The 23,049-nt window shown below is 37.4% G+C and carries 20 protein-coding genes; 12 read left to right on the forward strand and 8 right to left on the reverse strand.

The genetic code is table 11. From position 1 onward, the window contains the following. Positions 1-71: 71 nt before the first annotated feature. On the reverse strand, positions 72-1,289 hold the full coding sequence (locus tag GVN22_RS03380; protein ID WP_166549665.1) for an MFS transporter: 1,218 nt from the start codon (positions 1,287-1,289) through the stop codon (positions 72-74). Positions 1,290-1,526: 237 nt separating this feature from the next. On the opposite strand from GVN22_RS03380, the gene GVN22_RS03385 reads away from it, so the two are divergent. Then, positions 1,527-1,748, forward strand: coding sequence for a hypothetical protein (locus GVN22_RS03385; protein WP_166549666.1), 222 nt, complete (start codon positions 1,527-1,529; stop codon positions 1,746-1,748). Between the two features lie 202 nt (positions 1,749-1,950). On the opposite strand, the gene uvrA is transcribed toward GVN22_RS03385, so the two are convergent. Next, complete coding sequence (uvrA, locus tag GVN22_RS03390; RefSeq protein ID WP_166549830.1) at positions 1,951-4,824, reverse strand: excinuclease ABC subunit UvrA; 2,874 nt, start codon at positions 4,822-4,824, stop codon at positions 1,951-1,953. Positions 4,825-5,214: 390 nt separating this feature from the next. Here uvrA and GVN22_RS03395 point away from each other — a divergent pair, with 390 nt between their 5' ends. The 3 genes from GVN22_RS03395 (at position 5,215) to GVN22_RS03405 (ending at position 9,373) form a co-directional block, all read left to right on the forward strand. Next, entirely contained in the window at positions 5,215-5,802 is a 588-nt protein-coding gene (locus GVN22_RS03395; RefSeq protein ID WP_166549667.1) for a hypothetical protein, read from the forward strand. A 4-nt stretch (positions 5,803-5,806) separates the two neighbouring features. Then, positions 5,807-6,043: a hypothetical protein gene (locus GVN22_RS03400; protein WP_166549668.1), complete on the forward strand. Its 237-nt coding sequence runs from the start codon at positions 5,807-5,809 to the stop codon at positions 6,041-6,043. Between the two features lie 522 nt (positions 6,044-6,565). After that, the gene (locus GVN22_RS03405) at positions 6,566-9,373 is read left to right on the forward strand and encodes a pitrilysin family protein (RefSeq protein ID WP_166549669.1); all 2,808 of its coding nucleotides are present in this window, start codon (positions 6,566-6,568) and stop codon (positions 9,371-9,373) included. A gap of 191 nt (positions 9,374-9,564) precedes the next feature. Here GVN22_RS03405 and GVN22_RS03410 read toward each other — a convergent pair whose 3' ends face one another. Both GVN22_RS03410 and GVN22_RS03415 read right to left on the reverse strand, forming a co-directional pair. After that, a complete protein-coding gene (locus GVN22_RS03410; RefSeq protein WP_370520394.1) occupies positions 9,565-10,254 on the reverse strand; it encodes a response regulator transcription factor in 690 nt (229 codons plus the stop codon). 144 nt (positions 10,255-10,398) lie between these two features. After that, positions 10,399-12,150: a sensor histidine kinase KdpD gene (locus GVN22_RS03415; RefSeq protein ID WP_166549671.1), complete on the reverse strand. Its 1,752-nt coding sequence runs from the start codon at positions 12,148-12,150 to the stop codon at positions 10,399-10,401. A 304-nt stretch (positions 12,151-12,454) separates the two neighbouring features. Here GVN22_RS03415 and GVN22_RS03420 point away from each other — a divergent pair, with 304 nt between their 5' ends. Next, positions 12,455-13,342, forward strand: a complete 888-nt coding sequence (locus tag GVN22_RS03420) for a T9SS type A sorting domain-containing protein (RefSeq protein ID WP_205690773.1) — start codon at positions 12,455-12,457, stop codon at positions 13,340-13,342. 485 nt (positions 13,343-13,827) lie between these two features. After that, positions 13,828-14,751, forward strand: coding sequence for a hypothetical protein (locus GVN22_RS03425; RefSeq protein ID WP_166549672.1), 924 nt, complete (start codon positions 13,828-13,830; stop codon positions 14,749-14,751). Positions 14,752-14,886: 135 nt separating this feature from the next. Here GVN22_RS03425 and GVN22_RS03430 read toward each other — a convergent pair whose 3' ends face one another. Together GVN22_RS03430 and GVN22_RS03435 are read right to left on the reverse strand one after the other, a co-directional pair. Continuing rightward, positions 14,887-15,384: a DUF456 domain-containing protein gene (locus GVN22_RS03430; protein WP_166549673.1), complete on the reverse strand. Its 498-nt coding sequence runs from the start codon at positions 15,382-15,384 to the stop codon at positions 14,887-14,889. 63 nt (positions 15,385-15,447) lie between these two features. Next, a complete protein-coding gene (locus GVN22_RS03435; protein WP_166549674.1) occupies positions 15,448-16,512 on the reverse strand; it encodes an endonuclease/exonuclease/phosphatase family protein in 1,065 nt (354 codons plus the stop codon). A 315-nt stretch (positions 16,513-16,827) separates the two neighbouring features. Here GVN22_RS03435 and rpmB point away from each other — a divergent pair, with 315 nt between their 5' ends. The 5 genes from rpmB (at position 16,828) to GVN22_RS03460 (ending at position 20,730) form a co-directional block, all read left to right on the forward strand. Beyond that, positions 16,828-17,067, forward strand: a complete 240-nt coding sequence (gene rpmB / locus GVN22_RS03440) for a 50S ribosomal protein L28 (protein ID WP_095160780.1) — start codon at positions 16,828-16,830, stop codon at positions 17,065-17,067. Positions 17,068-17,206: 139 nt separating this feature from the next. Beyond that, positions 17,207-18,016, forward strand: coding sequence for a hypothetical protein (locus GVN22_RS03445; RefSeq protein ID WP_166549675.1), 810 nt, complete (start codon positions 17,207-17,209; stop codon positions 18,014-18,016). Between the two features lie 151 nt (positions 18,017-18,167). After that, entirely contained in the window at positions 18,168-19,295 is a 1,128-nt protein-coding gene (gene moeB / locus GVN22_RS03450) for a molybdopterin-synthase adenylyltransferase MoeB (protein ID WP_166549676.1), read from the forward strand. Between the two features lie 78 nt (positions 19,296-19,373). Next, positions 19,374-20,087: a head GIN domain-containing protein gene (locus GVN22_RS03455; RefSeq protein WP_166549677.1), complete on the forward strand. Its 714-nt coding sequence runs from the start codon at positions 19,374-19,376 to the stop codon at positions 20,085-20,087. Between the two features lie 106 nt (positions 20,088-20,193). Next, positions 20,194-20,730, forward strand: a complete 537-nt coding sequence (locus GVN22_RS03460) for an RNA polymerase sigma factor (RefSeq protein ID WP_166549678.1) — start codon at positions 20,194-20,196, stop codon at positions 20,728-20,730. A 90-nt stretch (positions 20,731-20,820) separates the two neighbouring features. Here the strand turns inward: GVN22_RS03460 and GVN22_RS03465 are convergent, their stop codons facing one another. Next, positions 20,821-22,224: a tetratricopeptide repeat protein gene (locus tag GVN22_RS03465; protein ID WP_166549679.1), complete on the reverse strand. Its 1,404-nt coding sequence runs from the start codon at positions 22,222-22,224 to the stop codon at positions 20,821-20,823. Positions 22,225-22,337: 113 nt separating this feature from the next. Here GVN22_RS03465 and GVN22_RS03470 point away from each other — a divergent pair, with 113 nt between their 5' ends. Continuing rightward, a complete protein-coding gene (locus tag GVN22_RS03470; RefSeq protein ID WP_166549680.1) occupies positions 22,338-22,514 on the forward strand; it encodes a hypothetical protein in 177 nt (58 codons plus the stop codon). Positions 22,515-22,541: 27 nt separating this feature from the next. On the opposite strand, the gene GVN22_RS03475 is transcribed toward GVN22_RS03470, so the two are convergent. Beyond that, entirely contained in the window at positions 22,542-22,835 is a 294-nt protein-coding gene (locus GVN22_RS03475; protein ID WP_166549681.1) for a hypothetical protein, read from the reverse strand. Between the last annotated feature and the right edge of the window lie 214 nt (positions 22,836-23,049).

The raw sequence follows: 23,049 nt of genomic DNA on the forward strand, positions 1-23,049 counted from the left end.
ATTTGAGAGTGAATATTTGAGGTACTAAGTTAGGGATTGTGTATGACAAATACTCACACGTAAAGACACCATTAATCCGAATGTTTAATAAAATGCTTTTGTAGCAATAAAAAACCAAGCATCGAAGTCAAACATAATCCTCCCATGACATACCAAAGTTCCGCAAAATTCCATCGTTGAATAATCTGTGCACCGATGGTGGGAGCGCTGATTTGAGCAATAGAATAACACATTGAATATAGCGCTAGATATTGACCTCTATTTTTTTCATTAGCTCTATCTACGACTAAAGTCTGCATGAAAGGCATCGCAAACATTTCGCCAATGGTATTAAAGGCAATCGAAAACCAAATAAACATTATAGCCGTGGATATATTCAGCACAAAAAACGAACAAGCTGTAAGTAACAAACCTATAGCGATCAATATAGGGCGTGGTAGGCGTTTTTCGACCGTATGAACAAATATCATTTCGGTGGTAGCAATTAACAAACCATTGAAAACCATAAAAGCACCAATTCGAGACTCTGAAAGCTTTATGACTGTTCTAAAATATAAAGGTTCCAAAGAAAATAACTGGAAGAACGGTATCGCATACATGACCACCAACGCCAAAAATACCCAGTAAAATTTATCCTTGTACGCCGAATTAGGTAGATTACTCACATGAGTTTCAGCGGACTTTGAGGAGGTCGTATCAAGCACTGGAGGTTTTATTAAAATCCTTAATAAAATAGCAGCTACAATACAAGTTACTCCGTCGCCCCAAAACAGATAGTTGTAATCCATTTCAGCCAGAATACCTCCCATACCGCCACCAATCGACCAGCCTAAGTTGATGGCCAAACGATTGAGTGTGTACGAGCGTGTGCGGTTTGTAGGTGTGCTATAATAAGCAATAGAGGCGCCATTGGCAGGGCGAAAAGTATCACCAAGCGTTGTAAAAATAAATACCCCTGCACAAATACTGTAGAGGGAGGTTAATTGCATCAAAACCAATAATGCAATGCCTGACAATAATAAACTGTAAAATTGGATAGGGTAAAAACCTATTTTATCAGTTAGTTTTCCACCTAAAAAAGTGCCAAATAACGCTCCTGAGCCATAAAATGCCATGACAATCCCTGCGTCTGCCACCGAGAAGTGAAGTTTTTGAGTAAGATATAAGGTTAAAAATGGCAAAACCATCGTCCCGCTACGGTTGACAAACATGATTGCTGATAGCAACCAAACCGATTTGGGAAGTCCGCCAAATGCATTTTTGTAAATATATAAAGGTTTGAAAAACATATTTTTAGTTTGAGATTGAAGCGAATTTTTATTCAATTTAGCCCCTCATAAAATTGGAAATATCGACGATTGATTTGGTATGATTTTTGGGTGCATTTCTAAAAAAATCTATCTTTGGTTAACGGTCAAGCAACGAATTTTGTAACTTTGTTGTTAACTAGTTGAATAACAGTTGTTTCTCTCCTGTTCCGTGTAAAAGATTGTTTTAACCACACAACCCACCAAAAGAATAGTGTTATGAAAGACTCGCCAGTAATTTTAACGCCAGAATCTGTAGAGCTTCTTGTTGCGAATATTGCAGAGGAATTATTGAGAGGGCAAAATACTTATAAATCTGAAACGCAAGCAGTGCGTAAAAGAATCAAAATAGGCATGTTGAAAACCCTTTCTTATCAAGAAATTTTGTACTCAAATAAACAAACGTCGAGATTTGAGCCTGCTCAATCTGATGTAGCTTAGCGTTTTCCTTACCGCCATAAGGTGTAAAAAATAAGCTCCTTAATCCTTCCTGACTTTATATAATCCTTTTAAAACTTTGTATCAACTTTTCTGTACTATTGTAGCAGTTTGAGCTATAGTAGATGAATTGTTATGACTTTAAAAATTCAGATGTCAGCCACACAAGGTATGCGTAGCTGACATCTGAGTGAGACGCTGTAGCTTATAATTTCTCTTTCAAAAAAGTAGCAGTAAAGCTATTTCCTTCTTTTACCATGTCTTCGGGTGTTCCTGCAAAAGTGATATAGCCTCCTTGATTGCCGCCCTCTGGACCGAGATCAATGATATAATCTGCCGATTTGATGACTTCCATATTATGCTCGATAATAATTACGGAATCGCCTTGCTCAACGAGCGCGTTGATGGCTTTCAATAGTTTTTTAATATCGTGGAAGTGTAAACCTGTTGTAGGTTCGTCAAAAATAAAGAGGGTCTTCCCTTTACTTGAATTCCCCTTTCCTAAGAAACTAGCCAATTTGACACGCTGTGCTTCTCCGCCCGACAAAGAGCTTGAAGACTGACCCAGTTTGATATAACCCAAACCAACTTCTTGTAACGGTATCAGTTTATCAGCCAGTTTAGGGTCTTCTTTTGAGAAAAGTATAATCGCTTCATCAACGGTCATATCCAAGATTTCAGCAATATCCTTTTCTTGGTATTTTACGTCTAAGATTTCTTGTTTAAAACGCTTTCCACCGCATGACTCGCATTTGAGGCGTACATCTGCCATAAATTGCATCTCAATGGTAACTTCACCCTCGCCTTGGCAGGTTTCACAACGACCGCCGTCTACGTTGAACGAAAAATGCGCAGGTTTATAGCCACGATTTTTTGAAATAGCTTGTTCTGAATACAACAAGCGAATTTGATCATACGCCTTGATATAGGTAACTGGGTTTGAGCGTGATGACTTTCCTATGGGATTTTGGTCAATCATTTCAACAGCCTCAATTCGATTGAGACTACCACTTAATTCTGTAAATTTCCCTGTTTCATCAGTGAATGTCCCCAAGTGTCTTCCTAGTGCAGGAAATAACACTTTACGAATAAGTGTTGATTTTCCTGAACCACTTACACCCGTCACCACCGTGAGTACTCCCAATGGAAATTTGACATCTAAGTTTTTAAGATTATTTTCTCTTGCACCTTTGATGTCTATAAAAGCAGTGGATTTTCTACGGAACTTTGGTACAGGAATGCTATCTTTTCCAGTTAAGAAATTAATCGTATGGCTTTGTATTTCGGTGACTTGCGCGTCGCTCAATTGTTCGTAATTTCCTTGAAATACAAGCTGCCCACCATGGCTTCCCGCATCAGGGCCAATATCAATAATTTGGTTAGCCACTCGCATGACCTCTTCTTCGTGTTCAACTACAATAACGGTATTGCCCAAATCTCTCAACGATTCTAATACCGAAACCAAACGTTGTGTGTCACGTGGGTGCAAGCCAATCGAAGGCTCATCTAGGATATACATTGACCCAACAAGCGCACTTCCCAATGAAGTTGCTAGCTTGATACGCTGAAACTCACCACCTGATAAAGTAGAAGTAAGACGATTGAGTGTAAGATATCCCAAACCTACACGACTCATGAAATCTAGTCGATTTTGGATTTCTTGTACAATACGCTTCGATAATTCCATTTGATAATCAGGAAGCTCGAGTTTTTCAAAAAACTCTGTTACCTCAGAGATAGGCATCAATACCAAGTCTATAATAGACTTCCCATTAATTTTGACATATCCTGCATCTTTACGCAAGCGTGAACCTTGGCAATCTGGGCAAGTAGTACGACCACGGTAGCGAGAAAGTAAAACTCTAAATTGGATTTTATGCGTCTCGGTTTCGAGCATTTGGAAAAAGGCATTGAGACCAGAAAAATATTCGTTTCCTGTCCACAACAATGCTTTTTCCTTTTCTGTCAAATCTTTATAGGCTCTATGAATAGGAAAGTCGAATTTGATACCATTGCGTAACAGCGGAATAAGCCATTCGCCCATTTTTTCGGTACGCCAAGGTGCAATAGCTCCTTCATAGATCGATAAATTATGATCAGGGAAAATAAGGTCGTGATCTAAACCTAAAATTTTACCGAAACCCTCGCAACGCTTACAAGCGCCATAAGGGTTATTAAAGCTAAAAAGGTTGAGCGAAGGTTCTTCAAAAACGATACCGTCAGATTCAAATCTATCTGAGAAAACACGGGTTTCCTGTCCTACAAGCTCAATGTAACAAGTGCCACTTCCTTCAAAAAATGCCGTTTGTACCGAATCTGATGCACGAAACTGTGTTTCTTCATCGGGCTGACCGTCGTCTTCTTTTTTGATAACCAATCGGTCTATTAATATTCTGAAGTTGTTTTTGACCAAGTCAATAGGAGGGAGCTCTTCTATTCGCGCTGGATTTTCTAATAGTTCTTCCAGAAATAAAGTCTCCTCATCCACCACAATACGGGTATAGCCTTTTTGCATCAATACCTGTATTTCGGCTTGCAAACTACGTCCTTCTCGCAAAAATAAGGGCGCCAGAATTAAGACTCTTTGCCCTGATTCTTGTTCGAACAACCAGTTGACCACATCGGTAACGGTATCTTTTCTGACAATATTTCCAGAAAGAGGCGAATACGTAATCCCTGTGCGAGCAAATAATAATTTGAGATAATCATAAATCTCGGTAGTCGTACCAACCGTCGAACGAGGGTTTTTAGTAGAAACCTTCTGCTCAATCGCAATCGCTGGCGATACGCCTTTGATATAGTCTACATCAGGCTTTTCCATTCTTCCCAAAAACTGACGGGCATACGAACTTAAGCTTTCGACATACATACGTTGCCCTTCGGCAAACAGTGTGTCAAAAGCCAAAGATGACTTTCCTGAGCCAGATAAGCCCGTAATAACCACAAGCTGGTTACGAGGAATAGCGACATCAATATTTTTGAGGTTGTTGACTCTTGCCCCTTTAATAATGATATTCTTTTTAGGGTCGAGGTTTTCTATGGAAGACTGTTGGTTCAGCGTGATTTCGGCAGTATTCATCAAAATGTCGGATAGTTGAATTTTGGCAATATGAGAATGATTGAGTGTTGCCAAATTTTGTCCAAAACAATTACAGGCAAAATAAGGATGAACAAACCTTGAATTGTCATAGGTTTGTTGTCCTCTCAAAGTTAGACAAAAAACTAGACAAGATTGTTTCGTATGTACGCAAGAATGTAGCAAACTTTCCATTAATTTAAGGGTTTGATACAAGTGATTGCAACGAAATGATGTGTAAAATGTGTCTTTATGAATAAAGGATGACTATTTATAAAGACAAAAAAGCAACTAGGATTCACAACGAAGACTTTTTGTTCGAGGATAACGTCTTTTTGTTGATAGATGAAACATCTATAGCTTATTGAAACACAATAGATTAATTTTCAAACCATGAAAAAAATACTTCTTATTCTCTGCTTACTAACCGCAGGTAACATAACAAAAAGCTGGGCGCAAGAGCCTGTTGTAATTAAACAAGATGGCGCAACGGGTGACCTCGACGCCGAGGAAAACGAAGAACCAGACGTAAGAGATTTATCCTTCCGTGAAAGATTGAAGTTTGGGGGCGGTATCGGTGGTTTGCAGTTTGGTAACCCAACGCTTATCTCTGTGTCACCTATGGCTGGGTATTTGCTTACTAACGAAATGACAGTTGGTCTGGCAGTAGATTATCAATACACCAAATACACTGGTGCAACGGCTTATAATCTATATGGCCCTAGACTTTTTACGCAATATCGTCTTCGTTTCTTAGAGTCTATCTTGTCTAAAGCATTTGCACAAGGAGAGGTTCAGCAGTATTATGGCAGTGCAGGAACCTATAAACTCAATTATGACCCTCAATTTTTGGCAGGTGTTGGTCTAGGATATGGAGGTTTCCAGATTTCAGCATTATATAACTTTAGTTATTCGTCCAATAATCTAACATCTCCTTATGGTAGCCCTATCGTTATCCGAGTAGGAGGCTTTTTCTTCTAAGATTATGGTAAACGAAAAACGCGGTTTTGATGGCCTTCGCCAGCTCATTGTACAAGTGATGATTGGCATAATGAGTTTTTTCCAAATAGTGCTTACTCTGATATTGGCAATTATTGCTTTTAAAGTGTATCAAGATCCTAATTTTTGGGAGGAGGCTAATGGTGTCAAAATCGTAAGTATTACCGTAGCGTTACATATTGCCTTACTGATTTTGAAAAAAAGATTCAAACAAATGAGTTAGGGCCTGAACAAGTAACATATTTTTTGGTGTAGTAGCAACTCTTGCAGTTTCCATTTTAAAGGCGGCAACTGCAAGAGTTGCCACTACACCAATTTTATTTTAATGGCAATGCTCAAATTATCATCCCTAATTTGGTGAATGAACGAATGAGTGATTCTGTTAAAATTTGTATTCTAGAAGTAGAGACGCAATGATTGCGTCTTAAGCGGAGTAAAATCTAGCATGGTTTCATCAAAAAAGGCGCTTGGAAAACAATTTTCGAGTGCCTTTTTTGATACTTAAATGCAGGATTACACATCTTTCAGACGCAATCATTACGTCTCTACTGGTAAATTTCTTTTTTTAATAATCACTCATTCACTCAATCTCAACTCACTCAATAATAAAACGTACAGGTTTCTGTTTTTAATTTACACTGAATAATAGAGTGAAATCAAAACATTCATTAAATTTGGAAGATACGGTAAGCGTGTCTTATCGTATGAATCAATACTTTTTAAATCTCATAACTTTAAAACTTTCATGAAAAAAGTTGTTCACCTAATTGCTACAGTTGCTTTAGGAATCTCTTTGAGCTTTGTAGGCTATGGACAAACCGATTTGAGCCAAAAATTACCCATGGATCCGTCGGTGCGTGTGGGCGTATTGCCCAATGGAATGAAATATTTTATCCAGAAAAATGCTGAACCTAAAAACCGTGCTCAGTTGCGTCTAATGGTAAAAGCTGGCTCTGTACTCGAAACCGACGAGCAACAAGGCTTAGCACACTTCATGGAGCACATGAACTTTAACGGAACCAAAAACTTCCCGAAAAATGAATTGGTCAATTTTCTTCAAAAATCAGGAGTTCGTTTTGGTGCTGACTTAAATGCTTATACTGGTTTCGACGAAACGGTGTATATGCTTCCTGTGCCAACTGACTCTATCGAGGTTTTCAAAAAAGGTATCCAAATTCTGGAAGACTGGGCACATAACGCAACACTCGAACCTAGCGAAATCGACAAGGAACGTGGTGTCGTATTAGAAGAATCTCGTTTGGGGAAAGGTGCTCAAGCTCGTATGCGTGACAAGTATTTTCCTTTGATTTTGAACAACTCGCAATATGCCAAGCGTTTGCCTATCGGGAAAGATGATATTTTGAAAAACTTCAAATATGATGTTTTAAAACAATTTCATCAAGATTGGTATCGCCCCGACTTGCAAGCTGTAGCCGTAGTAGGTGATGTGGATGTGGATATGGTCGAAAAAATGATTAAAGAAAAATTCGGCGCAATTCCTGCGGTAGCCAATCCAAAACCAAGAGTAAAATATGATATTCCGTTGACTGGCGGAACCGACGTTGCTATCGTTACAGACCCAGAACAACCTAATACGGTGATTCAGGTAATCTCGAAACAACCAAAGAAAAAAGACGTAACTTATCAAGACCGTCGTGATGGTATCGTTCGTTCGTTGTTCAATATCATGCTTTCTTCTCGTATTCAAGAATTAACGCAAAAGGCTGATCCTCCATTTTTGTATGGACAAGCAGGCTACAGCGGTTTCTTGAGTAACCTCGACGGCTTTAGCTCGATTGTAGTAGCCAAAGGCGACAATATCGAAGGCGGTTTAAAGGCTATTTTGGAAGAAACTGCTCGTGCGAAAAAGTTTGGTTTTAATGCAAGCGAATTTGAGCGTGCGAAAAAAATGTATTTAGTAAGTCAAGAAAATGCTTTTAAAGAAAAGGATAAGACTAGCTCAGAGGACTTGGTAGATGGCTTGGTAAGTGCATTTTTAGAAGATGAAGTGCTTACTTCTATTGAGTTTGGTTATGATTTTACGAAAAAGTATATCGAAACAATCAAGCTTGAGGATATCAATGCGGCTGCTAAAGCGCTGATTACAGATGATAACCGTGCGGTTGTTTTGATGGCGCCAGAAAAAGATAAAGACAAGTTGCCTTCTGCCGAAAAAATCAAAGAATTGTTGAATAATACAGGTAAAGATGTAACAGCTTACGTTGACCAATCTGTACAAAAACCATTGATTGAAAAATTACAGAAAGGAAGTAAAGTTGTTGCTACAAAACAAATTCCTGAAATTGGTGTAACAGAGTTGACTTTGGGTAATGGAGTAAAAGTAGTAGTAAAACCGACAGACTTTAAAAATGACGAAATCTTAATCAGTGGCTATAGTGTAGGTGGGTCAAACTTGTATGCTGATAAAGATGCTGATAACGCAAAGCTAGCTTCAACAATTGCGTCTATTTCGGGCGTGGGTGATTTCAATACCATCAACTTACGTAAGTTATTGACAGGTAAAACGGTGAGAATTGCCCCATATATTGGCGCTACTACCGAAGGTATTAGTGGCTCAGCGACACCAAAGGATTTTGAAACAGCATTAGAGTTGATTTACAGTTATTTCATGCAGCCACGTTTGGATGCTGAGGTTGTAAAAGGATTTTTGAGCAATCAGCGAGATGGGTTGTTGAGTCAGCAAAAAACTTTGACACCAGAAAAAGTATATAGCGATTCATTGACTGCGATATTGTCGAGCTATCACCCACGTAGTATGCCTATTACTGCCGAACGTATTGAGAAAATTGATGCAAATAAAGCTTTTGCTATTTACAAAGAGCGTTTTGCTGATGCTTCAGATTTCACATTCTTCTTTGTAGGTAATATCAATTTGAAAGAATCACAACCATTATTTGAAAAGTATTTGGGTGCTTTACCTTCATTAAAGCGTAAAGAAATTGCCAAAGACTTGGGTATTTATCCGCCAAAAGGTAAGGTTGAAAAAACGGTTTACAAGGGCACAGAACCAAAAGCAAGAGTAACAATGGTATGGTCGGGGCCGTTGGTGTACAATGCCGAAACTGATAAACAAATCGAGGCACTTTCGGAAGTATTAGAAATCAAGTTGATTGAAAAATTACGTGAAGAAGAAGCAGGTGTGTATGGTGTTCAAGTAGGAGGTTCGGCTTCAAAAATCCCTTCGGCGCGTTATAGCTTCAGAATTGGTTTTGCTTGTGCTCCTGAAAATGTTGAAAAATTGGTTACTCGTACTTTAGCAGAAATTACCGCTGTACAAACCAAAGGTGCTGAACAAACAGACATCGATAAATTCAAAGCTGAATCAAAACGTCAAACAGAAGTACAATTACGTGAAAATGGTTTCTGGTTGGGCTATCTTCAAGGGCAATACCAATACAAAGAAGACTTGAAGGATGTATTGAAAGAAGAGGCTTTGATGAAACAAGTAACGGTAGAAAGCACTAAAAAAGCTGCCAATCAATACCTAGGTAAAGACTTTATTAAAGTTATTCTTTTACCAGAGAAAAAATAGTATTGAGATTATTCTCCAAATTTTCATTAAAAAAGGCGTTCGAAAAATTCATTTCGAACGCCTTTTTTGATGGAATATTTCAGAATCCTACCGCCTTAGACGCAAAGCATTGCGTCTCTACTGCAAGAAGATAATTTTTAACATAATCACTCATGTACTCAATCACAAATCACTCAATTTATGACTAAGTATTAGCTCATCAACTTAAATCCTTCGCCGTGAAGGTTGATGATTTGAATAGTTGGTTCTTCTTTAAAAAACTTGCGGAGTTTGGTGATATACACATCCATACTACGGGCATTGAAGTAGGTATCGTCACCCCAAACCATTTTCAGTGCAAAGCTACGGCTTACGGGTTTGCCGATATTTTCGCAAAGTAATTTGAGCAGTTCACTTTCTTTAGAAGTTAATTTTTGCTGACCTGATGCATGAAATAGTAGTTGTTTTTCGGAATCAAACTCATAAGCGCCTATCACGAAAGTATTACTTTTAACAGCATTTTCTGTAGCTTGTTTTTGACTTCTTCTCAAGATTGCTTGGATACGAGCCAAGAGTTCCTCCATCGAAAAAGGTTTTGTCATATAATCATCAGCTCCAACTTTAAAACCTTGCAAAGTATCTTCTTTCATGGCTTTTGCTGTAAGAAATATGATAGGTGTATCTTTATCAGACATTCGTACCTCTTTTGCCAAAGTAAACCCATCTTTTTTAGGCATCATTACATCGAAGATGCATAAATCATAATCTGTCAATACAAACTTAGAGAGCGCATCGTCACCATCTTTGGCTAAGGTGGCTTCAAAACCTTTGATGGTAAGATATTCTTGCAAAAGCTGTCCTAAATTTGGGTCGTCTTCGGCTAATAAGATTTTATTCATAATGTGTAAGCGTTATACGTGTTGTCGATGGAATAGGTAAGGATTCCAATGTAGTAAAAGTGCGTTCCTTTATCTTGCAGTAGGCAAAAAGCGATAGGTATTATACAAAAATGTTTTCTTCATTTTATCAGAAACTCCTTTACTTAATTAACTTTTGGCAATGGGTAAAATAATCTCGAAAGTACTGCCTTCGCCTAGTTTGCTTTGCACACGGATTTTACCTTTATGTTCTTCTACGATTTTTTTGACATAGCTCAAGCCTAATCCAAAACCCTTGACATCGTGAAGGTTACCAGTAGGTACACGATAAAATTTCTCAAAAATGTTTTTGATCGATTCTTTTGTCATACCAATACCATTGTCACTTACCCTAATGGCAATCCCTTCGGGAGTATCTTCTGTTTGGATAGATATCTGAGGTTTTTCGGGTGAATATTTATTGGCGTTGTCGAGCAAGTTAAAAATTATATTGGTAAGATGCACTTCATCGGCTTCAATTTCGGGATTATCTGCTTTAAAATCAAAGCTCAAATCGCCTTCACGTAGCTCTATTTGTGGACTCATATTTTCGAGAACATGTTCTATGACCTGATGAACATTTACCAAACCTAGTTTGAGTTTCAATTCTCCACGTTCCATTTGGGCAGTTTGTAGTACTTTTTCTACCTGCGAACCTAGCCGTTTATTCTCTTCCTTGATGATATTCAAATAGCGACTAAACATCGTTTTGCTGGCTGCCACATCGTTGTCTTGTAACATCTGGGTAGCCAACGAAATAGTCGAAATAGGCGTTTTGAACTCATGGGTCATATTGTTGATAAAATCGTTTTTAATATCAGCCAAATGCTTTTGTTTCACAATCGTATTGACAGCAATATAAAAACACCCTAACATAACCAAAATCAGCATCAGTGAGCTTGCGTACATGACCCACATGGTACGTATGATGTAGCGGTCTTGGTTGGGGAAATATAGCCTTAAATAGCTTTCTGATGCATTTAAGTCATTAGGGAAAAGGTTGACAATATAAGTGTCTTTATCGCTTTTTAAGCCATTTTCTTTGTATTTCAACGAAGAGGCGTAATGTAATACAGGTGCTTCTTTTGTACTAATTCCATACTCAAATGGCAGTGAGATACCCTTATTTTTAATTTCTTGTTTCAACAAAGAATCCAAAATGACAAAATTGATGCGTTCGGTAATTTTACGCTTTTTAAATAAAAAATCACTCAAAACCTCTTTGGCCATTTGCCCTTGCGAATCGATATCTGTATGTTCTCGGGCAATAAGATGATCTTTTTGCTGTTCTCTGACTTTTTGTTCTTGTTTACGTTTTTCGGCTAGCTTTTGAGCTTTCTTGGCCGAATCTTGTTTGTATTTAGCGACTGTAGCGTGGTTATTTAATGCTTCTGCCAAAATCTCATCCAAACGCTTATTTTCATTAAGTCTTTTTTGTACTTCCTCCATGTCCATATTCACCGACCATTCCTCATATTCGCGAACTTCACCATTGGGTAAAATTTCGGTGCTTTTAGATACCAAAATATCAGAAGGCAATGAGCTTTTGGCGAGAGCTTCGATTCCTGCGGGCAAATTAGGATAAGTTTTAGTAGCAACGGGTACTTTATGAGTTTCTTTGGCTTTTTGGGGAGTAGGATTCGCAATGGCAACTAATTGCTTTTGCTTTTCTTCAATCTCCATTTTTTGTTTTGCCAAATAAAAAAACTCTTGTTGTCCCAATCGTCTTACTACTCGCTGCATGGCATCACGGACATCGCTACCAAATTGTTCGTTTTTGGCACGAAGCGTAAAGCCCAACCAGTAAAATTGGAAGATGATTAGCCCTAGAGAGCCAAATGCCATCAGGGCGATGATATATTGAATCTTACGTTTTGTCATGCGAATGTCAAGCCAATTAGTGCTTTGCTAATTACATCAAATTCAAGGTATTGATGCAACATTTTGTTTAAAGTGGTTTCTTTGAAATGTTCAAACGCATTGGTAGCGTGAATCAATTCAAAAGGTATATCGCAAAATTAGAAGGAATAGTATTATCATAAAGCCCTTTTAACATCTTTTAACAGAGTTCAACGCTTTGATATTGAATTGGTTCATTATGTTTGTTCTTGATAACAAAAACGCATTTACCACTAGCGTTTGGAAACGATAACTTGTACGTTGTTCCATTAAAATTTACAAAACTATGAAGGTTACTTTTAAATCATTTAGCGTAGCTATTTTGTGCTTGGCAAGCGTATCATCTTTTGCCCAAAGCAAGAGTATTTCTCAAACAGTTCAAGAGAAAGACGGGAAATTGAAAGTACATGTCGAAACGACCGAAAATGGCAAAAAGGAAGTTTTTGAGCGTAATTATAACGTGGAGGGTTTGAGTAGCGAAGCTAAAGAAAAATTAGTTTCTGGTATTACGGATTCTCTAATGGCTAAGGCGGATGGACCAAAAGCAAAAATTAAAATGAAGATTTTTGCTGATAAGGATGCTCAAAAAAATAACGATGTTGAAATCCAATCATTCTCACTTAATGATGGGGACTCTCTTGCTATGGCTCGTCCTGGCAAAAATATGAAACGTCGTATTATCATCAAAAAAGATGGTCAAACGATTGAACGTGAGTTGAATGGTGATGAAGAAAACTTAAATTTCAACTTCGACTTTAAAGGCATGGATAAAGAGATGCAGAAAAGATTCAAGGACTTTAATACAGACGAATGGATAGCGAAAGCTCAACCACGTTTGAAAAGCCTGCAAGATGGCGCTAAAAACCTTTTCTTTTTTGATGGAAATGGCACTTTCCCAGGCATGAGCGAGTCCAAAACGATTCATGGTTTGAGAGTATATCCTAACAAACCTTTTGATGCTAAACTAAACCTTCGTTTTGACGCTCCACAAAAGGGAAATGTGACTATTTCGGTTACTGATGTAAATGGTAAAGAAGTGGGTCATCAGGTAGTAAAAGACTTTGAAGGCGAATTTATGGGTCAAGTAGATTTGAAGAAAAACACAAAAGGTACTTTGTTCGTTACAGTTACACAGAATGAAGATGGTACCGTTAAGCGTGTAGTAGTAGAATAAAAGTATTTGATAGAATTAAGTATTACTGCAAAATTAGATTTATATGTTTTAGGGAACAGGCAACAGGCACAAGGCAAAGAGTGTTAAATATTTTTTTAGTAAAGATAGCTATGGTTTTGCCGAATGCCGATATCTGAAAGCCAAAGGCTTAAAAATTTAAGTTTATTTTGCGTACTAACTTATCCAATCAGAATGCCATCGGTGAAAGCTGATGGCATTTTTTGATAGCATAAGTAGGAGTGCCGAATTACGAGTTGAGAATTAGGGCTGTACGAAGGATTACAAAAACCATTTATTTCGGATATCGGATGTTGGATTTCGGAAGTGTAAGCTTTTCCATTTTGTAAAAAATAAAGGTGTTTTACGTTATTTCCGAAATCAGAAATCCCCAATCTGCAATAGTTAGAATTACTTGAATAGTATCCTTCTGATAATGAGTTCAATCCAATAACTGATATACTATTAACTAATCACTTCTTTTACCTATGAAGACTAAATTACTAATAGCTTTCTTATTTTTGACATGGACGGGGCTGGCTCAAAAACGCCAAACTTATCAGTATTCAGATGAGGTTTTAGTCAAATATCAGCTCGAAATACATCCTGCTCAAACTCCTAAAGGTTGGGTGCTGTTATTGCCAGGTTTTGGCGAAACACCCGAATCCGTTTTGAAAGAATCGGATATTCCAGTGGTAGCCGCACAAAATGGTTTGTTGGTAATTATTCCTTTTTTGAATGCCAGTCCTCCGTCATTTTACATAGATGAGCTTTCTCAAAAAGCCCTTGAATCTATTGTAAATAAAACTTCCGAAAGATTAAAGCTCCATAAAACGCCTTTCTTTTTAGGAGGATTTTCATTAGGTGGAAGCGGTGCAATCAGGTTAGCAAAGCGCTTAGTTGAACACAATAGTCCCATTCCAAAAGCTATTTTTGGAATAGATCCACCACACGATTTTGCTCGTTTTTATCAGTCTATCGAACGAACTATCTGGCTCAATCAATCGGCTATTGCGAGCGAGGAGGCTAAGTATTTGGTAGAAAGACTCAAAATGGAATTTGAAGGTACTCCCGAAAATAATCCACAAAAATATCAGGACTTATCGTGCTTTTCATACCAATCAAAAGACCTCAATCAACTAGATTGGTTAAAAAAAATCCCTCTGAGACTATATACCGAAATAGCGATTGAATGGCAAATGCAGGAAAGAAATAGGGATTTATATGATATTAATGCTATCGACTGTGTAGCGATGATTAATACCTTAAAAATTTTGGGAGCAACTCAATCTGAATTGATTGTGACTAAAGACCAAGGCTGGCGACGTCAACAAAAGACGCGAAATCCTCATTCATGGTCCATTTGCGAACCAAGAGCTTTAGTAAAATGGCTACTGAAATGGACTTTGTAGAGACGTAACAGGAATGTATTGCGGATATCGGATGTTGGATTTCGGAAGTGTAGGCTTCTCTATTTTGTAAAGAATAAAGGTCTTTTTCTTTATTTCCGAAATCAGCAATCCCAAATCCGCAATTGTTACGTTTTCTCAAAAAAACATAATCATAATATATTCACCAAGGGCAAAGCCTGACCAGAGTAACATGGCAAGGCATAAAGCAATTTTTCCAACCATGCCCGTAATAAGTCCTATAAACGAACCGATGGCAGCTTTCAAAGCTTTTGAAAAATCAGCGCCATTGATAAGTTCGCCAATCAAAGCGCCCAAAAATGCACCTAATAACATCCCTACTGCTGGAATAAAAAACATACCAATCAATAAACCTATCGTAGATCCAATGGCTCCGTATTTGCTTCCTCCAAACTTTTTGGTTCCCCAAACTGGTGCATAGTAATCAAAAATAGCCATTGCTACCGTCAGTCCTGTAAATACAACCAAAGTACTTTTATTGAACTCGACAAAGCGGGTATAGTGTAAACAAAACATTCCCGCCAAACTCAAGGGTGGACCTGGGATAGGAAGTACAGCCCCAGCTAAACCACCAAGTAATAAGCCAATCGCAAGAATCGTCAGAATAATGTCCATAGAGATAAAAGTTGTAAGTTTTGAGGAAGAAATAGCCAATACTGACTCCTTACAATCGTTAGCCTATGGCAATGTATAGGATGCCGAAATAGGATAATGGTCGGAGTATTTTATTTCGCTGTGCGTGATAAAAGAATGTATTTTGATTTTATCACTAAAAAACTGATTGTCAATTCTTACAAACTTAGGGCTTCGATTCAGGGTAAAACCAAAACCATTACCAGCTTTTTCAAAAGCATTTTCAAGTCTATCTCTTACATGACCATAAGCTAGTCCATAAGGCACTTCGTTGAAATCACCACAAACTATAACAGGGTAGGGGCTTTCATCGATAAGCTTTTCGATAGACTTAATTTCGCGAGCATGGTCAATAAAGCCTTTTTTCAAAGATGATAGGATATCTCTTCCTTCAGTTTTTACCATGGCTTCATCTTTGTTATTGAACGCTTTTGCTACTTTCCCCACACGGATACCCATTGATTGTAGCTGAAGGTTGATAATACGAACAGTATCTTTTCTGAAAATTATATCAGCCAATAAATACCCATTACTTGTACTATTGCCAGGAAAAGCTTTGCCTTTTTTGTTGATGATAGGATACCTCGAATAAATTACCAAAGTAGAGTAATATCCCTTTGGATCAGCATTTATGGCTCTGTATGGATATTCTTTTTTGAGTAAATCTGCGGCAAATCTTCCGTCTTCATTAGAGGTTTTGCTAAACTCCTGAAAGCATATGATATCTGCATCGAAGTGTTCAACATAGTCAAACAAGGATTCTTTATCGGATGGTTTTAGTCCTTGAAAACTGAAGACATTGTAGCTCAAAACGCTTAGTTCGTCGTTGGTAGTTTCATGAGTAGGCGAAAACTGAATTGTGCGTACCGTAAATGGCCACCCCATAAACCAAATAATCAAAAATACCCAAGCTCTAGATGGACGAATATATAGCCAGATTAGCCCCAGAATTAAACAAGCTCCTTGGGCTATAGGAATGGACATCATCACAAACCCTGCGAACCAATGTTCCCATACAATGGTATAGCCCAAAAAGTACGCGAACAAAGTGTACATACACAGCGGTAAACTGCTGAGCCAAAGCAAAGAAGTGGCAATCTTTTTTATCATAAGGTATTATTTGATATACAAATTTGGCAGGTTTTCTTTCAAAAACGATAGAATTTGCGAAAACTTGATATGATAGCATAAATCTTTTCATAATAAATTGCGAGTTTACAAAATAATTCATACTTTTGCGTTCCAATTTCAGAAAACACTGATTATCAAGTCTATTACATCGCCGAATATAGTATTAAGTTTAATTCTGAATTATCATAAAGTCTTTTGATGAAAATGATTTATTATCAGTAAAAAGACTAAATATAGTAAAGAATTTTTTGATAGTGAGGCGATTAACACATAAACAATTAACGCATTTTTATCATGGCGAAGGTTTGTCAATTAACAGGAAAGAAAACTCAAGTGGGTAACAACGTTTCTCACGCTAATAACAAAACTAAAAGAAAGTTTTATCCAAACTTGCACACTAAAAAATTCTTTTTAGAGTCTGAAGGTGTATGGGTAACTTTGAAAGTTTCAGCGAAAGCAATCCGTACAATCAACAAGAAAGGTTTGGAAGCTTCTTTGATTGACGCTGCTCGCAAAGGAACATTGAACGTTTAGTTATACTTGTCTCCGACAATTTTAAAGCCTCTTCGTAATTATATTGCGAAGAGGCTTTTGTTTTGTCTGGAGTTTGCGGCTTATCAAGCTGTTGTTCTAGAGCAAAACTAAAGAATGAACCATAGCCCTATTTCAAAATATGGATATACCTATCAAAGAACGCCAAATTGCAGAGTTCTGTCGTAAAGACTTATTGGAAGAGAATCAAAATCAAGTGATTAAAGTATCTTGTCAAACTGGAAGGGATGTAAAGAATATCCGTACCTCTATTGGTATATACTTTTATGATGAGTTACTATCTAGCATTTTGGGCAGAAGGCGAGAATTTATTTCGGAATACTATGATGGATTAAAAGAGCTACTAATTTACAAAGCTAATCATGGTGAAATATATAGTGATGTACTAATCACATTATATCCTGATGGAAGTTATCAGTTTAATTATTGGTTTGATGAAGAACGACTTTACAATGAGGAATTTAAAGATGCTGCAATGCTTTCACAAAGATATCCTCATCATCTTGCAGCTGATCTATTAGATTATGATTTACCTGATATCAACTTTAAGAAGAAATATGCTAAAATTATAATGACTCTTGAAATCAAAGCAGGTGAGCCAGTTGTTGATTTACGCTATAGAAATGGTAGAAATCAAATAAAACCTGTGTTTAATTTTATGGATAATACTAGTCAATCGTACAGAGATAATGTTGAAAATGTGTTGACAGTTCTTAAGGAGGGTATCTTAGATCAATACAATGTCACGCATGGGATCATGAAAGAGTTTTGGGAACCATGGAACAAAATCATTATAGAAGTACCACCAAGTGGTATTTTGAATGAGTTAGAGGATATACATTATTACTTAGACGATAAGCCATTGGATAAAAAATATTTTACACGGGGTTATTTTGACATGGAAAAATGGGAATATGTGAAATATAAGTAAAATCATGTTTTAACCTCAGCACTCCAATATATTCACAACCAATGCTCTATTTTATTTTAAATTTATGAAACAAAATAGCGCTCGATAACCGTTTAGTTATTGCTTGTCAGTGATATGATTAACTCCTGACAATTTAATACCTCAATATACTATGCTGACATCTTCTGAAAAAACTCGTTATCAAAAACATTTACTACTTCCTCAAATAGGTATTGAAGGACAAGAGAAGCTCAAATCTACCAAAGTGCTTGTGGTGGGAGCTGGTGGTTTGGGTTGTCCAGTGCTTCTTTACCTAGCCGCAGCAGGTATCGGCAAAATTGGAATTATCGACAATGACGCCGTAGACTTGACCAATCTTCAACGTCAGGTTTTATACAAAGTGGAAGATATCGGCAATCCCAAAGCATTAGTGGCTACCAAGCGTCTTTTGGCGATGAATGATAGCATCGAAGTCGAAGCCATTTTACATAGACTCAAAAAAGAAAACGCTCTTCAGTATATTCAGCAATATGATATCGTAGTTGACTGTACCGACAACTTCACAACTCGTTATTTGATCAATGACATTTGTGTCAAGCTCAATAAGCCTTTTGTCTATGGAGCAATCCACCAGTTTGAAGGGCAAGTTTCGGTATTTAATTATACCGATGCCAGTGGTCAACAAGGACCTACATACCGTTGTTTGTTTCCCGAACAACCTTCAGAACTAGAAATTCCTAACTGTGCTACTATTGGCGTATTGGGTATTTTGCCTGGCACGCTAGGTATGTACCAAGCCAACGAAGTCGTAAAAATGGTAACAGGCATAGGCAAAGTATTGAGTGGTGAGTTTTTGATGATTGATTTACTAGAAAATACTTCTAGAAAAATAAAAGTAAAACGCCGTCCAGACGCCGAACAACTTGCTCGCCAGTCTGAGACACAAGAACAAGAAGAAATTGCCTGTAAAACGAATATTATGAAAACACTTTCAGTGGAGGAATTACAAGAGAAAATCGAGGCTCAAGAAGATTTATTTCTCCTAGATGTTCGTAATCCAAATGAATATGAAATTTGTCATTTAGACAATTCGGTATTGATTCCGATGAATCATGTCCCTAATAATATCAAGCATATCCCACGTGATAAACCCGTAGTGGTATATTGTCATCATGGTATGCGTTCGGCTTCGGTTATTCAGTTTTTAGAGCAAAATCATCAATTCGATAATCTTTATAACCTCACAGGAGGAATCAATGCTTGGGCTTATGAAATAGACCCACAAATGGATACTTACTAAATTTTGACACTATCGATGCAACTTCTTCGTTAGTTTTTACATCTAGGATGTAATGTTTAACCTAAAGTTTGTGTAGAAATGAGAAAAATATTGATGGCGAGTATAGCAATACTCTTAGTAAGTGTAAGTGCTTGGGCACAAAATTCTCAAGAAATGACTGTTCAGGCTTTTACTAAAGTAGACTTTCAAGGAATCATGAAAGTAGAAATCGTAAAAGGAAACACCAATAAAGTTACAGCCGAGGCACATGGAAACCTCAGTTTAGACGATTTGACAATCTCCGTCTCTGGTGGTGAATTATCGGTAAAAACTAAAATCTTTAAACAACTTACTGAAAAAGATAAAAAAGCAAATGCAGGGAGCTACTATGAAGTCAAAGTAGTATATAGCGCCGATTTGAGTAGTATCAAAGGTGGTCGTGGTGCCGAATTACAATTTGGCAATGTTTTGGCAGGCAACCATTTGATTTTAGAAGGCAGCTCTGGGGCAATCATTAAAGCCGATTTAGACCTCAATACACTCGAAGTAGCAAGTTTGCAAGGAGCTATTGTAAATCTAGAAGGAAAAGCAAAATACCAGTCAGTCCGTGTAAATACAGGAGGACAATTGCACGCTTTTGATTTGAAAGCAGAACAAACCGATGCCAAAGTTAATACAGGAGGAATGGCAGAAGTAGCAACTTCACAATCGCTCGATGCCTCTGCGGGTACAGGAGGCTCTTTGACATATAAGGGAAATCCTAGTCAGAAGAGTATCAAATCTAATTTGGGAGGAGAAGTGAAAAGCTTATAGTTGCCAAAAGGCTGACCACAATCATGAATGCTTTATGAATACCATCATAAAGCATTTTTGCTTTTAAGGGCAAATTTGTCATATACAAAATCTATTCCCTTGTGTTATGAAGCCATCCCAAGATAAACTATCTCTATTCAATTGGTTAATACAAAAATATCAGCGTAAGATTTATTGGCATGTGCGTAAAATGGTTGTCTCACACGACGATGCAGACGATTTGACGCAGGAGGTATTTTTGAAGGTATGGCAAGGACTTGATAATTTTAGAGGCGATTCTCAATTATTTACTTGGATATACCGTATTGCAACCAACGAATGTCTCAATTTTCTGAGAAATAAACGTAAAATGCAATTTTGTGAAATCGAAGATTTTTCAGAAGTATTTGTATCAGATAATAACCGTGACGTACTAATTTCGGGTGATGATATTCAGTTGGCGCTACAAAATGCTATCATGACTTTGCCCGATAAACAACGTTTAGTATTTAATATGCGCTATTTTGATGAAATGCGCTACGAAGAAATTGCCAGAATAACAGGCACATCAGTAGGAGCGCTAAAAGCAACGTATTCGATAGCAGTACATAAAATCGAAAACTTATTACATGTCAATCAACATAAATTGCACTATGCTGCCTAGTGAGATTGAGTGAATTGTGATTTAGTGAATTGTGAGTTGTGAATTGTGAATTAAGAATGAGTAATTCACAATTCATAACTCACAATTCGTCTATTCTTTACGAGCTTGGTATTCGTCAGAAATTAATTTGAACACATAACCGCTAATCCATGCTACGTCACCACCTTTGATGAAATAGAAGCGTTTTTGAACGCCATCACGGTTCATTTCTTTAATCAAAGTTTCTAACAATGCTGCACCAGCAATAATATCTTGTTGGTTATAGATTTTCGTAGTGATATTCTTTACGTCTTCTTCTGCAATAGCACGAACTGCTGGGTCTGTCACACGAGAGAAATCTGGGTTAATCAACTCCTCGTAGCTACTAGCACTCATTTGACGGAATTTACGAATATCTTCCAAACTTACTTCTACTGGACGACCGATAATCGCAGCGCGTTCTGGGTGTAAGAATGAATTCATTACAAACACGATACCTCCTAATAAAAATACGTTTTTGCGGTTTTTCAAACCTACTTTACGGTTAAGTTCAAGCGCCAACTCTTCGCCAACTACTTTTACCTCGTCGTTTACTCCCTTGGTATATTCTTCCAAATTAGCATCTGGGAGTTTTTTCTTCACAATTTTTACAAAAGCCTTTGTACCATAAGGGAAGTTTACTGCTTCAAATTTGGTACGGCTCAATAAATAGCCTCCCTTGATATTACCCCCACCAATATCCATTACAGATGATGACAAGTGTAATTCAGGAGCAACCATTGATAGTGCACCGTATTTAGCTTCGTCTTCAGCCGAGATAATATCAATTTTCTGATTAGGATTTTTCAACGCGTCACGGATCGCAGCAATTACTTCTGCTTCTTTGCCTGGTTGTTTGTCGGTAGCTTGTTTCAATCCGCTACTCATTACAATAAACATACGGTCAGACAATACGTTGTTACGAACTGTAGCTGTATCTACTAAGTCTTTGATAGCAGTTGCGGTTTCTTTGATAGCTTGAGGAGTCAAAGCACTAGGCTCAGTGTTGATTGACATACTCTTTTTGAGGTTGTAAGTAACTCCCTTTTTCGGCGAAACGGTTACCCCAATGATACTTAACTTCACACCTTTCGAGCCAATGTCGATACCTGCATAAAGTTCCTCGGCTTCTTTCAAACCATCGAGTAATTGCGAAATAGCTTTTTCGCTCATACCCATTTTCAATTTCTTATAAATATCAATCGCTTTGGAGAAGTTACGTGAGGCTTCCAACACGTTTTCTTGATCACGATACAAAAAGCCAAGGTTTTCATAAATAGCGGCTTCCCAGTATTCGTTTCGTCCACGAACCATTCCCAATGCTTTATTGAGATATTCTTCAGACTGGTCAAATTGTTTTACTTCGCGAAGGGTGTTAGCAATTTTAAGGTAACGTAATGCAGTATTTACATCTTGGGCTGTGGTTACAATAATACTACTAAGGAGCAAAAAAAGAGTAAAAATGAGTTTTTTCATGTTAAAAGAATTTTATTAAATCAGTCGTTGTGATTGAATACATATTATCTAATTCAAGAAGTAAGGAGAGAATGTTGGAGTTAGAACGGACCTTACCCTGTTGAGTGTTAGAAATGACACTGAGCGACTTGTGGCTAGAAATGTACGATGGGCTTCAAACTATTGCTAATTTGGGGTTTCTGATTTCGGAAATAGGGGCATACTACTTAGCTTCTTCTACAATAAGAGTCCAAAAAGCAGGTAGTGCTTCCACAATCCAACATCCGATATCCGAAATAGATGATGCTTAAAATCCTTCGAACAGTCCCGACCTGTGGCTAGGGATTTTGATATAAAGGAACTTTTACTTGAGTAGGATCAAGGTCTGTTGTATCTACTTTGGCAACTCGTTTACTCTTATTACCTTTTTTCTTTTTACTCTTAGTAGCTGATTTACTACTAGTGGTTGTTTTAGTACTTGGGCTTGGTTTAGCTTTTGTACTAGTTGCAGGTTTTTGTTGGAGTTTACTACTTACGGCAGAAAGTACAGACATACTACTCATGCTAATAACAAATAAGCATAGCCACACACTTGACCATGTTTTGAGTGGGGATAACACACGATTTAGCATAGGAGAATGGGTTTTACGGGTTTGGATAAGAAGGAATTATCCTTTTTTGACTTTAGTAAAGTAAGATAAAAAAAGCCTTTTTATCAATAAAATATTTGATAAATAAGCACTGTCACCTTACTCAGTGATTTTAGTTAACCCTATTAGGTCAAAAAACATACCATTACACTATAAAAAAACACGTAGCTCCTTGGTTTTTTCAAGGAACTACGTG

The organism is Cellulophaga sp. BC115SP, assembly GCF_009905545.1.
GTDB classification, from domain to species: domain Bacteria; phylum Bacteroidota; class Bacteroidia; order Cytophagales; family Spirosomataceae; genus Flectobacillus; species Flectobacillus rivi.